This window comes from Streptomyces sp. GS7 (assembly GCF_009834125.1).
In the GTDB taxonomy this organism is placed as follows: domain Bacteria; phylum Actinomycetota; class Actinomycetes; order Streptomycetales; family Streptomycetaceae; genus Streptomyces.
Window position 1 is genome coordinate 3,604,285 of sequence record NZ_CP047146.1, and the last position, 13,125, is coordinate 3,617,409.

10 protein-coding genes and 1 pseudogene are annotated in these 13,125 nt (G+C 72.5%); 9 read left to right on the forward strand and 2 right to left on the reverse strand.

Going from position 1 to position 13,125, the window contains the following annotated elements:
• Nucleotides 1-108: 108 nt before the first annotated feature.
• The 4 genes and pseudogenes from GR130_RS15755 to GR130_RS15770 all read left to right on the forward strand — a co-directional run.
• Nucleotides 109-747, forward strand: a pseudogene (locus tag GR130_RS15755) (transposase); the annotation flags it as partial.
• A 164-nt stretch (nt 748-911) separates the two neighbouring features.
• Complete coding sequence (locus GR130_RS15760) at nt 912-1,988, forward strand: pentapeptide repeat-containing protein (protein ID WP_236573971.1); 1,077 nt, start codon at nt 912-914, stop codon at nt 1,986-1,988.
• Nucleotides 1,989-2,220: 232 nt separating this feature from the next.
• Nucleotides 2,221-2,691, forward strand: coding sequence for a hypothetical protein (locus tag GR130_RS15765; RefSeq protein ID WP_159505325.1), 471 nt, complete (start codon nt 2,221-2,223; stop codon nt 2,689-2,691).
• A gap of 426 nt (nt 2,692-3,117) precedes the next feature.
• Nucleotides 3,118-4,290 carry an alanine--tRNA ligase-related protein gene (locus GR130_RS15770; RefSeq protein WP_159505326.1) on the forward strand — a complete coding sequence of 391 codons (1,173 nt, stop codon included), beginning with the start codon at nt 3,118-3,120 and terminating at the stop codon, nt 4,288-4,290.
• Nucleotides 4,291-4,393: 103 nt separating this feature from the next.
• Here the strand turns inward: GR130_RS15770 and GR130_RS15775 are convergent, their stop codons facing one another.
• The gene (locus tag GR130_RS15775; protein ID WP_159505327.1) at nt 4,394-5,593 is read right to left on the reverse strand and encodes an FAD-dependent oxidoreductase; all 1,200 of its coding nucleotides are present in this window, start codon (nt 5,591-5,593) and stop codon (nt 4,394-4,396) included.
• Between the two features lie 114 nt (nt 5,594-5,707).
• Here GR130_RS15775 and GR130_RS15780 point away from each other — a divergent pair, with 114 nt between their 5' ends.
• The gene (locus tag GR130_RS15780; RefSeq protein WP_236573043.1) at nt 5,708-6,328 is read left to right on the forward strand and encodes a PadR family transcriptional regulator; all 621 of its coding nucleotides are present in this window, start codon (nt 5,708-5,710) and stop codon (nt 6,326-6,328) included.
• A 70-nt stretch (nt 6,329-6,398) separates the two neighbouring features.
• Here the strand turns inward: GR130_RS15780 and GR130_RS15785 are convergent, their stop codons facing one another.
• The gene (locus GR130_RS15785) at nt 6,399-7,769 is read right to left on the reverse strand and encodes a hypothetical protein (protein ID WP_159505329.1); all 1,371 of its coding nucleotides are present in this window, start codon (nt 7,767-7,769) and stop codon (nt 6,399-6,401) included.
• A gap of 522 nt (nt 7,770-8,291) precedes the next feature.
• Between GR130_RS15785 and GR130_RS15790 the strand changes: the two genes are divergently transcribed.
• From GR130_RS15790 to GR130_RS15805, 4 genes are read left to right on the forward strand one after another with little or no spacing between them, the layout of a single operon-like run.
• Nucleotides 8,292-9,350, forward strand: a complete 1,059-nt coding sequence (locus tag GR130_RS15790; protein ID WP_236573044.1) for an acyltransferase domain-containing protein — start codon at nt 8,292-8,294, stop codon at nt 9,348-9,350.
• Nucleotides 9,347-11,218 (forward strand): acyl-CoA dehydrogenase family protein, encoded by a 1,872-nt coding sequence (locus GR130_RS15795; RefSeq protein ID WP_159505330.1) that lies wholly within the window; start codon nt 9,347-9,349, stop codon nt 11,216-11,218. Before GR130_RS15790 ends, GR130_RS15795 begins: the two co-directional genes overlap by 4 nt.
• A 2-nt stretch (nt 11,219-11,220) precedes the next feature.
• Nucleotides 11,221-12,294: a 3-oxoacyl-ACP synthase III family protein gene (locus GR130_RS15800; RefSeq protein ID WP_443043762.1), complete on the forward strand. Its 1,074-nt coding sequence runs from the start codon at nt 11,221-11,223 to the stop codon at nt 12,292-12,294.
• A complete protein-coding gene (locus GR130_RS15805) occupies nt 12,281-13,123 on the forward strand; it encodes an SDR family NAD(P)-dependent oxidoreductase (protein WP_159505331.1) in 843 nt (280 codons plus the stop codon). The genes GR130_RS15800 and GR130_RS15805 overlap by 14 nt, the downstream gene beginning before the upstream one ends.
• The last annotated feature ends 2 nt before the right edge of the window (nt 13,124-13,125 follow it).

Below are 13,125 nucleotides of genomic sequence, written 5' to 3' on the forward strand. Positions count from 1 at the left end.
GATCGACGAGGTATGCCGTTTCTGTGGGGTGTCCGCAGGGCGGTGGGCTGACGCCTGAACGGCAGGGGTTTCGCGAGCGGATTCGGTTGGAGGCCGCGGAGCGGTTCAGCGGCGCGACGATGCGACAGTGGCGGGATGGGTGAAGGAGATCTGGCCGTCCGCGGAAGCACCGCGGCGGCGCTCGACGCCTCCCTCGTCTTCGAGGATGAGGCCGGCTTCTCGATGACGCCGCCGACCGCCCGCACGTGGTCTCGCTGCGGGACCACCCCCATCGTCACGGTCCGGGGACGCTCTCAGCGCCGTATCTCCATCGCTGCCCTGGCCTGCTACAAGCCAGGCCAACGCTCCCGCCTCATCTACCGGCAGACGGCCCGTCCGGACCACAAGACCAGTAGGCGCCGAAGCTTCGCCTGGGCCGACTACCGAGGCCTGCTCATCGCGGCCCACCAGCAACTCGGCAAGCCGATCGTCCTGGTATGGGACGACCTCAATGTCCACAAGGACGCACGGTTGCGCGTTTTCATCGACGCCCAGGACCGGATAACCGTCCATTACCTGCCGCCCTATGCGCCGCAGCGCAACCCGGTCGAAGGCATCTGGTCCCTGCTCCGCCGCCGCTGCCAGGCCAACGCCGCTTTCACGGACCCCGTGCACCTCATGTGCGCTCTCCGGCGGGGCCTGCGCCTGGTCCAGTACCGACCCGACCTCATCAACGGATGCCTCGTAGGCACCGGACCCACTGCTTGATCGGCAAGATGACGGCGTCCCAGCCGAACGACCCTGCTGGGGTCTGCCTCTGTGAGCACCCTTAAGATCCGGTGTTCATGGGTATGGGGGAAACGGAGCGCGACCGTAACGGGTGGCGCGGGGTGTCGGCGGCTCAGCGTGCAGCCTCGGCCGTCCTGGGCGGGATGGCGGCACTGACCGTGCTGGGCGTGGTGTTCGTCGTGCTACCGGGTGTGGTGGTCGATCACGATCTCGCCGGGGCGCACATCGCCCCGCAGGACCGACTGAACGCGGTCAACAGCGTCCGCACGATGCTACTGCAGGCGGTCGGCGGCCTGGTCGTCCTCTTTGGCGCGTACGCCACCTGGCGGCAGCTACGGGTCAGCCAGGACAGCCTGCGCGCCACACAGGAGGGCCACGTCACCGACCGGTTCAGCCGCGCGGTCGACCAGCTCGGCAGCGACAAACTGGATGTGCGCATCGGCGCGCTCCACGCCCTGTGGCGGATCGCGGAGCACTCGGTCCGGGACCGTGATGCCGTCATCTCGATCCAGGCTGCCTATCTGCGCACGCACCTGCCCTGGCCGCCCACTGGGCCGGACGGTCCGGCGGCAGAGGTGCCAGTCAACGACGTTGCGCCGCTGGAGACCCGCGCCGCCGACGCCCAGGTGGCGCTGACCGGCCTCGGCGTGCTGTGCGAGCACCGAGAGCAGTCCTGGGTCAACCTCAGCGTCACCGATCTGCGCCGAGCCGACTGCGACGGGCTGTGGCTGCCCGAGGTCAACCTCGACCGCGCCTGTATGGAGGCGGCGAGCCTCTACCACGCCAACCTCACTCAGGCGTCCCTGGTCTCGGTCAACCTGCGGCACGCCGACCTCAAGACCGCGATCCTGCGTCGCACCCGCTGTGTCCTGTCCGACCTGCGCGGTGCGCGACTGGTCGAAACCGATCTGCACGAGGGCGACTTCACCGGGGCCGACCTACGCGAGGCGAACCTGCGCAAGGCCGACGCGGCTGGCGCGGTCTTCCACCAGGCCGATCTGCGCCAGGCCGACCTGCGCGGCACCGACCTGAGCACAGCCGACCTGACCCAGGCGCAGCTGGACGGTGCCCTGGCCAGCGAGCACACCAACTGGCCTGCCGGCTTCGACCCCGCGACCGCCGGCGTCGTTGTCACCGAGGACCCCGGCCCCGAGCCTGCGCCCCTGCTCCAACCGCCGGCGTTGGCCACGCACCACCCACCCCTACGCTCGCGCCCTTGACCACAGCGCACGGGTTCACAGCCGCCGCGGACACCGGCACGGCCAACGGCCTCTCGAATGCCCGAGCATGGCGGACCGCAAGGCCATGTGGCTCGGTCACGCCAAGCTCGAACTGGAGGCGATGGGAGCCGTGTTGGGCTGATCAAGCCCCTGGATCGCTAGGGGGACAGCTGCTGGGAGAAGATGTCTCTGCCCAAATAGCAGCCGCAGTCGCGTGGAGAGGATGTCCGCAATGGCAGGAGAGTTGTGGACCTCGGTGTTCTCGTTGACTGGCGTGGTGCTCGGCGGTGGCCTGACAGCGCTTACTCAGCGGGCTACTCAGCAGGCCGCAGAACGAACCGAACAGCGCCGAGAGGCAAGGGCGACCGCCGAAGCGCGCAGGGCAGAGCAGCTACAGGCCATCAAGGACTTCATCGCCTGTGCGCAGGAAGCGGAGCGAGCTGCCTACTCACGTCCTGATCCATGGGGGGACGATGAAGGGGGCTGGATGAGCAGGACGCAGGCCACGATGACCAACCTGTGGACCGCCGAACGCACCCTGATGCTGCTGTGCGATGCGGTGCTGCATGCTCCCGTCCACGCCTACGGCCGTGCGCTGAACGCCGCCGTCTGGCGGGAGATCGGTGACACAGAGGTCAACGAGCACCTTGAGGAGCACAAGGCGGCCTTCATGGCAGCAGCTCGCTTGAGCCTGGGCTCGTGAGCCTGACCGGCCCTCAGCCGGCAATGGCCTGAGCAACGAACCCTCTCCATGGCTTGAACCAGGCCCAGCTGGCTGGTGCTCGTGGCCGGCGAGCACACCAACCGGCGTGCCGGTTCGCCCCGCGGCTGCCGGGGTCGTCGACAGATGACTCACTGCGACGACACCGCGCCTTCAACGTCGGTAATCCGTGTGATCCGTCGGTCTGGGTACGTTATCGTCGGCAGCATGAACGTCATGGGCCGAAGCATCACCGCGACCGCGCGAGCGACCAGCTTGCCGGTTGCCGCCGCCTGACGTACGTCCTGCTTCCCACCGGCGACCGGAAACGGTCTGCCGGTGGTTCCGTGGGCGTTCCCGCCCCGGTTCCGGTGATCCTGCGGACCGTCGTCCGGTGCCTCCCCGCTGTGTACGCGAAGGAGCCACCCCATGAACACCGATCAGATCGTCCGCACTTTCATCGAGTACTTCGAGGAGCGCGGCCACCGCCGGATCACCGGCTCAACGCTGCTGCCGCCGCCCGGTGACCCGGTACTGTTCACCACCTCGGGCATGCATCCGCTCACCCCGTACCTGGAGGGGCGCCCCCACCCCCTTGGCAGGCGGCTGGTCAACGTGCAGCGCTGTCTGCGTACCACGGACCTGGAGGAGGTCGGCGATCCCACCCATCTGACCGTGTTCGAGATGCTCGGTACCTGGTCGCTCGGCGACTACGAGGGCCCGCTGAGCCTTGAGTGGGGTTATGGGCTGCTCACCGAAGGGTTCGGCATCGATCCCGGTCTGCTGCATGTCACGGTCTTCGGCGGCGGCGGCGACGACCAGACCGGTCCGGACACCGCTTCCCTGGAGCTGTGGCAGGAGCGCGGGGTGCCGGTGCAGCTCACCGTCGAGGACAACTGGTGGTCCAACGGACCCACCGGCCCGTGCGGCCCCGACTCGGAGATCTTCCTGTGGAGCGGCGAGACCCCGCCGGAGTCGACGCCGACGGGTGACGACCGGTGGGTGGAGGTGTGGAACCACGTGATGATGCGCCATCGTCGGCTCAGCGACGGTTCGCTCGTGCCGCTCCCTCAGCGCAGCGTCGACACCGGGCTCGGCCTGGAACGGCTGGCCTGCCTGCTGCAGGGCCGGACGTCGGTGTTCGAGTGCGACGTCTTCGAGCCCTGGCGCCGTGCCGTGCCGGCCCTGTGGCGGCTGGACGAACCGTCACTGCGGCTGGTCTGCGACCACCTGCGCTCGGCCATGGTGGTGATCGGTGACGGGGTGCGTCCGGCCAACACGGGCCGCGGCTACGTGCTGCGCCGACTGGTGCGACGGGTGCTCACCGTGCTGTGGCGGGACGATCCGTCGCGTGGTCTCGGAGACCTTCCGGACGAGTTGGTCGAGCACACCCTCGACCACTTTCGTCAGGACCTGGATCCGAAGGTCGTGCGCCTGGTGCTGCTCGACGAGGAGCGCCGGTTCGGTCGACTCCTGGAGCGCGGCCGGCAGGTACTGGCCCGGCCCCGGTTCCGGGGCCCGCTGAGCGAGGAGGACTTCCGCTACCTCCACGACACCCACGGTCTGCCACGCGACCTCGTCCTGGGCCTGCGGCCACAGTGACGGTCACAGCGCCGGATCCGAACTGGTCGTGATGCCGGTCCAGCAGGGCCGAGCCCGCACCGCGCGGAATGCGGTGCGGGGGCCGCGGTTCGGCGCGGTACGGTCACGCCGGGGCGCTGACCGTTTCCGCCCAGTCGATGCGGTGGAAGTGGAGCGGGCGGAGCATGTCCTCCATCTTGGGAAACGTCGGCGCGGCTTCGGCCTTGCCCGCCTTGACCTTGTTGGTGGCGGCGGCAGCCTGGCCGATCATCTCCACGCGCGGGCGGCGCAGCGCCTCGTAGGCGGCGAACGCCTCGGTGGGCGTGGGCAGATCGCGCAGGCAGCGGGCCAGTTCGACGGCGCTCTCGATGGCCAGGGAGGCGCCCTGGCCGGAGCTGGAGGACGGCGCGTGCACCGCGTCGCCGACTAGGACCATGCGACCGCGGTGCCAGTGCGGCACCGACGGCATGCGCTCCATCGGGCCGACCGCCATGAGGTCGTCGGGGGTGGTGTGGTGGAGCAGTTGCTTGCCCGGGAGGTGGTCGGCATAGAGGTCACGCAGCCTGGCCAGCCACTCGGCGGCCGGTGTCCGGGCCACTTCGGCCGGGGTCTGCGGGGTGTCGGCGGGCAGTCCGGCGAACCAGATCAGCCGCCCGTCCTGGTCCTTCCAGTAGCCGATGAAGGCGCGGCCGAAGGCGAAGTACATGGTGCCGGGTGCCGCCTCGACACCGCAGTCCGGTGTGGCGTAGCCGCCGAAGCTCAGCACGCCGCCGTACTCCGGGGCGGGCGCCTCGGGGTCGATCACGGTGCGGACGGCGGAGCGGATGCCGTCGGCGCCGATCAGGATGTCCGCGGTCGTGCTGGTCCCGTCGGCGAAGTGGGCGGTGACACCGTCCGGCGTCTCCTCGGCGGAGACCAGCCGCTTGCCGTAGGCGAAGCGGATGCCCTCGCCCGTCGCGTGGTCGGTCAGTGCCCGGAACAGCTGGGCGCGGGTCAGCGTCAGGGTGGGCGGCAGTTCGGGGAAGCCGTCGAAGGAGGCGAAGCGGTTTCCGGCGCCGTCCGCCATCACCATGTCGGGGACCGGCCGGCCGATGGCCTGCAGCGCGGCGCCGGCGCCGATGGTCCGCAGCGCCTCCTGGCCGTTGGGCGCCAGGCCCAGCCAGGCGCCGACGCCGTCGGCCGCGGCGGGGTATGCCTCGAAGACCGTCGCCTCGATGCCCGCCTTGCGGAGGGCGAGCGCGGTCACCGGGCCGGCCACTCCGCCGCCGATGACCAGTGCCGTGCGGACGCCGGAGGCGGTGCCGCGGCTGTCGTTGATGCCCATGAAGAAGAGACCCCCAGTGATGGTTGCTCGGATGTCGCGTCTGTCGCGGACTCCATAGTTGCAGTGAATCTAGTTTCAATGCAACTAGTTTCCGCGGTGACTACGATGACAGGCATGACCGCACCCGTGAAGAGTTCGCCCCTCGCCCTCACCGTGCTCGCGCTGCTGCACTACCGGCCGCTCCATCCGTACGGCCTCCAGCAGCTGATCAAGCAGTGGGGCAAGGAGCGGGTCGTCAACGTCGGCCAGCGGGCCGGGCTTTACCGCACCATCGAGCGGCTGCTGGCCGGCGGACTGATCGCCGTCCGGCAGACCGAGCGCGATCAGCAGTACCCCGAGCGGACGGTCTACGAGGTCACCGACGCGGGCCGGGCGGCCACGCGCGAGTGGCTGGAGCAGATGCTGTCGGTGCCGAAGGAGGAGTTCCCCGTCTTCCCGGCGGCTCTGTCGAACGTGATGCTGCTCGTCCCGGACGAGGCGCTGCCGGTGCTGGAGCGGCGCGCGGAGCGGGTCGCCGCCCAGTGCGCCGCCCTGGAGGAGGGCCGGGACGAGGCCGTGGGCGCCGGGGTGCCGCGGGTCGCGCTGATCGAGGACGAGTACACGCTCGCCGTTCTCACCGCCGAGCGGCGCTGGCTCGACGGGGTGATCGGCGAGCTGCGGGACGGCAGCCTGACGTGGTCCCGGGAGCTGCTCGCCGGGTTCCAGGAGCCGTCGGATCCGGCGTCGTCGGACTGATCGCCGGGCCGGTCCGCGGCGAACCGGGCGCCGGGGCGGCCTGGTTGGCGGCGGGGCGCCGGCCGCCGGGTCAGTGCAGTGACGGCCGGCGGACCAGAAACGCCGCGTGTGCCCGGGTCTCCTTGGCCTGCGGGTGGCGGTGGTAGGGGTGCAGCGCGTTGCGGAGCGCGGTGAGGGCCTTGCGGGCGCGGCAGGAGGCGGTGAGCGGGTAGTGGTGGAAGAGCTGCCGGCAGTGGGGGAGGGCCGCGTCCAACTCGCCCGTTGACAGCAGGGTCTGGGCGAGGAGCGCGTGCAGCAGGACCAGGGCCGTGTGGTGGTTGGCGGGCCGGGTGTTGAGGGAGGCTTCGAGGGCGGCCAGGGCGCCGGGGCGGTCTCCGAGGGCCAGCAGGACCAGGGCGCGCTGGTAGTGCAGCGCGGTCAGCGGATAGTGGGTGAACGGCCCGGTGCCGCGCGGGGCGGGGTCGTGGTGGCGCTCGGCGGTGAGGAGGTCGGCGAGCGCCAGCCGGCGTCTGCCGTCGGTGGCGTGGATGACGGCGCGCCCGGCGTGCAGATACGAGCGGACCGCCCGTGGGGCGGTGGGGCCGGCGGTCTCCAGGGCCTGGTCCGACCACTGCCGGGCATGGCAGGCGTCGTCGAGGTGCAGCGCCGACAGGCTCATGGCGCGCAGGCTGATCGCGTAGGAGGTGCGGTCGCCGGCGCGGTGGGCGAGGTCGAGAGCCGAGTGGTAGTAGAGGTAGCCCACGTTGGTCAGGCAGGCGTCGATGGTCATCGCCCCGAGCAGGTGGGTGAGTTGTGCGGCGCCGCGCAGCAGCCGGCGGGGGAGGCCGCCACCGGAGTGGGGGATCGCCAGGAGGCGGGCGACGTCGTCGGCCAGGTAGGTCGCCAGCGCCGAGCGCGCGTGGGCGCCGCCGTATCGCTCGGTCAGGGTGGCGAAGACGACCGCCATGTGGTCGAGACGGTCGTCGGACAGGGTGGTGAGCGCCGGCTCGGCGGGCACGGTGTCCGGGGTGCCGGCGCCGCCGCCCGGTGCGGGCCATTCGCGGGCCGGGACCGGGCGGGTGGTGACGAGTTCGCGGTTGAGGACGGCCCGGTGGGCGGGGTCGATATCCGTACGGCACAGGGTGACGAGCCGTTCTATGGGGTCGGCGGTGGTCAGCACGGCCTCCCGCAGCGACTCGTCCGAAGGGCTGTGGACCAGTCCGGTTTCGGCCACGGTCACCGTCCGGGCGATCCGCCGGGTGAGGACCTGCGCCACCAGGTCGGGGACCGGGGGTCTGGGGCGGGAGCCGTTGAGCCAGTGCGCGACCGACGTGCGGTCATAACGCAGCCGCACACCGTGCTTGGTGCCCAGGGCGTTGACCGCGCGGGCCAGTTCACCGGCGCTCCAGTCCGCTTCCGTCAGTAGTTCGGCAAGGTGCTCATTGGGTCGGTGACGAGCCATGTCTTCCTCCTGGCTCTCCGACCTCACCGCCCCGCGCCGTGTGGCCGTTTCAACGCGTTCACGCATCAAGGTCCGCTTTCGCTTCGCGCACGGCCCCTGGGCATGGTTGTGTCTGAGACATACCCCAGCGGTGGTTCTCGCCCCGTACCGCATGGCCGATCCGGCCAGTGTGCCGCGGTGTGGTCGAGAGGGGGGTGGGGCCCGTGCGCCTGACGGTGCGGGCACGGAGCCGTTCCAGCGCGCAGCCGGGAGGGGCGTGCGCGGTCACCGCAGGTCACCGCCGTCGGCGACGTTGCCGGGGCGGCGATGGACAGGGCGCCCGTAGGGGAGCCGAAGGAGACGCCGTTCAGGAAAAAGTCCGGAAAGCGTCTATGAGTGAGTCCCATCTGCATCCGAGCACAGGCCCGCCCCGTCGGTGCGCAGGCACCCGCTGCCCGGGGATCGCCGCCCGCCAGGCACCGGCGTCCGCCGGACCGCCGTCGCGGCGCGAGGGGCCGCCGTGCATACGTGGAGGAGTATCCCGTGTCCGAGACATCCGGCCGAGCCGTGCCGTCCATGGCGCGGCCCCTCGTGGTCCATCTCTTCCCCGGCCAGGGCGACTTCGCCGTCAGCCCCCTGGTCCGGGCCGCTCGTGCGCATCCCGTCGTGCGGACCGCTGTTGCGGAGGTGTTCGAGCAGGTCGACGAGGCGAGCGGTGCGTACGGCATCCCGGCGCTGGGCCCGGCACTGCTCGGTGCCGCCCCGCCGAGCGGCCGGGATCTGGCCGAGGCCGCCGTGGGAACCCCGCAGGCCGCCCTCTTCGGGGCCTCGCTGGCGGTCCATCGCGCGCTGTGCGCGGTGGGTGCCGCCCCCGACCGCCTGGTCGCCGTCAGCTTCGGCGAGATCCCCGCGCTCACCGCCGCGGGCGTCTTCGACATCGCCGACGGCACGAGGATCGCCTGCCGGCTCGCCCGGATCCTGTCCGGGTGCAGCGGAGGCATGACGCTGCTGGGAGTCGGAGAGGCCGCCGCCGCACGCCTGATCGCGACGGCGGGGACCGCGGAGGTGGCGGTCGCCTGCGTCAACGACCCCGGCGAGACGGTGGTGTCCGGCCCGCTGGACGAGCTGATCCGGGTCGAGAAGCAGGCCGCCGCCCAGGACGTCGAGGCCGCCCGGCTGCGGCTGCCCTTCCTGACCCACCACCCGTCGCTCACCGCCCCGGCACAGGCGTTCCACGACGCCATCGGCGCACTGCGCGCGCGGCCGGGCCACACCCCCCTCTACTCCGCCGTCCACGGAGGCGCCTACGGCAAGGGTGACGATGTGTTCCGCGGGCTCGCCGACTGCGTCGTCCACCCCGTACGGCTGCCGCACGTCCTGTCCCAGGCCGCCGCCCCGCCGCCCGCCCTCCTGCTCGAAGCCGGCACCGGACAGGCACTGACCCGCAACGCCCGACGTGTACTGACGGGTCGTCAGTACGCCGCGTACAGCCCGCTGTCCGACCCCGGGTTCCCGTGGGAGAGGCCGCACCTGCTGCACCCCGCCGGGCCGGGGCGGCCCCTGGCACCCGCACCGGAAGCAACCTACGGAGCGAGCCGATGACGACCACCTCCGATCCGTGCGCCGCCTTCGCGCCGGTGCTGCCCGATCCGCTCCGCAGCGCCGCGGGCCGGCGGATCCTGGCCGCGCTCGCCACGGCGGACCCGCCGAGGGCGCACGAGAGCCGCAACCACCGCACCCACCGGCAGCTGCGCCTGCTCGCCGGGATGCTCCCGTCCGCCGACCGACTGCTCGCCGACCCCGACCTGCTGGCCACACTGAGCGCCTGCACGGCCGTCGTCGACCCGGCGCTCTACATGACGGTGCTCAACCACTACGTCCTGTGCCTGGGGTCGGTCGTCGGCGCGTCCGGCGACCTGCGGCAGAACGGGCCGGCCGGTGCCGGGACCGCGCGGGCCCACGTGCCGAAGGCACTGGAGACCGCGGCGCGCAAGGGCGTCTTCCTCATCACCGAGATCGGCGACGCCGGCAGCCATCTCGCGGTGCGCACCGTCGCCGAATTCCAGCCGGAGCGCCGGGAGTTCGTGCTGCGGACGCCCGACCACGGGGCGGCCAAGTTCTCCAGCGTCGGCGCCCCGGGCATGCCGCAGAGCGCCGCCGTCTGCGCCCGCCTGGTCGTCGACGGCACCGACCACGGGGTCTTCCCCTTCCTCGTCGACCTGTGCGACGAGCGGGAGACCGCGCCGGGCGTCGCGATCTCCGGCCCGCTGGGCGTCGACGCGCTGCCCCTCGAATACGCCCTGGTGCGCTTCGACGGCGTCCGCGTCCCGTACGAGCGGTGGCTCCGCGGCAGCGCCGCCATCGACGAACTCGGCTGCGTGGACGATCCCCTGACGGTAGATCAGCGACTGCGGCACACCATGTCGGTGGGGCAGGCCCTGTGGGCCACCCTGCCCAGCGCGGCGGCGGCCCTCGCCCGGGCCGCCGCCGTCGCGGCCCTGCGCCACTCGCTGCACCGCCGCTCGCACGGCAGGCTCGCCCCCGGCTCCCCGGTCCTGACCTACCGCACCCAGCAGCGGGCCCTGCTCTCCGCACTGGCCGAAGCCTTCGCCCTGACCTGTGCGGCCCAAACCGCCAAGGACCTCTGGGCGTTCACGCTGGACGGCCGCATCACCACCGGCGCCACGAGCGGCACCCCGCCGGACATGGCCTTCGCACCCTGGGCGTCCGTGGACCGCCGGCTGGCCGCCTTCAAGGCGCTCGCGGTGGCCGGCGCCGCGCGCGTCACGGGCGAATGCCAGCACCGCTGCGGGCTCGCCGGCTACCTCGCCGTGAACCGGCTCTCCGCCTACCACGGCTTCGCCCACGCCTTCGACAGCGCCGGCGGCGACAACCGGCTCATCCTGCTCGACATCGGCCGCGCGCTGGCCGAGGAGCACACCGACGCCGCCCCGCCCGGGCAGCCGGACCCGGACAGCCCCACATGGTGGCCGGGCCTCGTCGGGGCGCTGGAGCGGCGGCTGGCCGGCGACCTGCACACGACCGTCCGCACCCGCCGCACCCCGCACCTGAGCCGGATGGCGCTGTGGAACCCCGTCCTCGAACACACCCGGCAGCTCGGCGAGATCCACACCCGGCGACTGGCCGCGCAGAGCGTCGCCGACACCCTCGCCGCGGTCCACGACCCCACCGTAAGCGGCCCGTTGAGCACCCTCGCCGCCCTCTACGGCACCACCCAGGCCCTCCGGCTGGCGGGCCCCCTGCAATGGACCGGACTCCTCGGCCCCACCCAGGCGGCCGCGCTCAACGACACCGCGGACCGCCAGTGCGAGCGCCTCATGCCGCACCTGACGACGCTGACCGAAGCCCTCGGCACCCCCGACGACCTCCTCCCCACCCCGCTGTCCGACCCGGACTACGCCGCCGCGCTCGGCGGCACCCTCACCTGGCACCCCGGAGCACCCGCGTGAGCATCAACGACCACCCCACCCGGCCCATCGGCGTCCTCGGCATGGGCACCTTCCTCCCCTCCCGGCGCCGCCCCAACGACGAAGTCGCATCCGGCGCGGGCGTCACCGCCGACTGGATCACCCAGCGCACCGGAGTGCGCAACCGCCATGTCGCCGCGCCCCACGAGGCGGCCTCCGACCTGGCGGCCTGCGCGGTACGGGCCGCCGTCGCCGCGGCCGGCCTCGACATCGACCAGATCGACCTGCTCGTGCTGGCCACCTCCACCCCCGACGAACTGGGGCCGTCCACCGCCTGCCGGGTACAGGCCCTCACCAAGGCCCGCAACGCCGTCGCGCTCGACGTCAGCGCCGCCTGCTCGGGCTGGCTGTTCGCGGCCAGGGTGGCGCACGACTGGCTGCGCGCCGACCCGTGCGCACGGTACGCCGCGGTCGTGGGCGTCGAGGCGTACTCGAAGTTCCTCGACCCCGCCGACCGCGCCACCGCCGTCCTCTTCGCCGACGGCGCCGCGGCATCCGTGCTCGGGCCGGTCCCGCCGGGACAGGGGTTCGGCGACTTCCACCTGGGCTCGGACGGCACCCTCGCCGACCGGGTCCTCATCCCCGCCGGCGGCAGCAGAAGGCCCGCCAGCACCACCACGCTCCGCACCGGCGCCCACACCATCCACATGGACGGCCGCGCCGTGCGCGACTTCATCACCACCATGTTCCCGCTGGTGGTGCGCGACAGCCTGGCCCGCAACCGCCTGCGCCTCCAGGACATCGACGCCTTCATCACCCACCAGCCCAACCCCAAGCTGCTGCGCACCGTCGCCAACGACCTGGGCATCCCCGTCGACCGGCTCCCGATCGTCGCCCAGGAGATCGGCAACATCGGCGCCGCCTCCACGCCGTACGCGCTGGCCACTGCCGCCGCGAACGGACTGCTCACCCCCCGGTCCCGCATCCTGACCGCCACGTTCGGCGCCGGCATGACCTGGGGCAGCGCCCTGCTGACCTGGAGTGGCGCCCCCACCATCCGCATCGCCCCGCAGCGGGCCGCAGTACACGAAGGGACGCTCCACCATGCACACCACTGAAGCCTTCCGCCTCGACGGCGCCCGCGCCCTGGTGACCGGGGCCTCCCGCGGCATCGGCCGGGCCGTCGCCCTGGCACTGGCCGACGCGGGAGCCGACCTCGCCCTGTCCGCCCGCACCGAAGCGGCCCTCAAGGACACCGCCGCGGAGGTCGTGCACCGGGGTCGCGCCGCGTACCTGGTGCCGGGGGACTTCGCCGAACCCGCCGCCGCCGGCCGGGTCGTGGACGCCGCCGCCGATGTCCTCGGCGGACTCGACGTCGTCGTCCACAACGCCGGTGTGCTGCCCACCCGTCCGGACGGCACACCGCTGCTCGTCCCGCTGCCCCGCTCCGCCCAGGACGACTGGGAGCACGTCGTCACCGTCAACCTCGACGCCACCGCCGCCCTGTGCCGGCACGCCCACCGCCACCTGGCCGCCTCACCGCGGGCCAGCCTGGTGCTGATGTCCTCCGTTGCCGGTGTGATGGGGGCGCCCATGATGGAGGCGTACGCGGCCACCAAGGCGGGTCAGGTGTCGCTGGCCCGCAGCCTCGCGGTCGGCTGGGCGCGCGACGGCGTACGCGTCAACGCCCTGTGCCCCGGCTGGACCCGGACCGACATGACGGCCTTCGCCCAACGCTCCGCTCCGGTCTCCGACTGGCTGACGGCCCATGTGCCGCTCGGCCGCTGGGCGGAGCCGGAGGAGGCCGCCTGGGCCGCGCTCTACCTGGCCGCGCCCGCCGCCGGCTATCTGACCGGCCAGGCCCTCGTGGTGGACGGCGGCCTGTCGGTGCCGGACGGCGGCCTCGCCGGCATCCCCAAACCGCCCTCCCCGTTCGCCGGGGTGTGACC

Excerpts from the sequence above, each read along its gene's own strand:
- GR130_RS15760 (WP_236573971.1), top strand. The coding sequence starts at position 912 with ATGGCGGCACTGACCGTGCTGGGCGTGGTGTTCGTCGTGCTACCGGGT.
- GR130_RS15765 (WP_159505325.1), top strand. The coding sequence starts at position 2,221 with ATGGCAGGAGAGTTGTGGACCTCGGTGTTCTCGTTGACTGGCGTGGTG.
- GR130_RS15770 (WP_159505326.1), top strand. The coding sequence starts at position 3,118 with ATGAACACCGATCAGATCGTCCGCACTTTCATCGAGTACTTCGAGGAG.
- GR130_RS15775 (WP_159505327.1), bottom strand. The coding sequence starts at position 5,593 with ATGGGCATCAACGACAGCCGCGGCACCGCCTCCGGCGTCCGCACGGCA.
- GR130_RS15780 (WP_236573043.1), top strand. The coding sequence starts at position 5,708 with ATGACCGCACCCGTGAAGAGTTCGCCCCTCGCCCTCACCGTGCTCGCG.
- GR130_RS15785 (WP_159505329.1), bottom strand. The coding sequence starts at position 7,769 with ATGGCTCGTCACCGACCCAATGAGCACCTTGCCGAACTACTGACGGAA.
- GR130_RS15795 (WP_159505330.1), top strand. The coding sequence starts at position 9,347 with ATGACGACCACCTCCGATCCGTGCGCCGCCTTCGCGCCGGTGCTGCCC.
- GR130_RS15805 (WP_159505331.1), top strand. The coding sequence starts at position 12,281 with ATGCACACCACTGAAGCCTTCCGCCTCGACGGCGCCCGCGCCCTGGTG.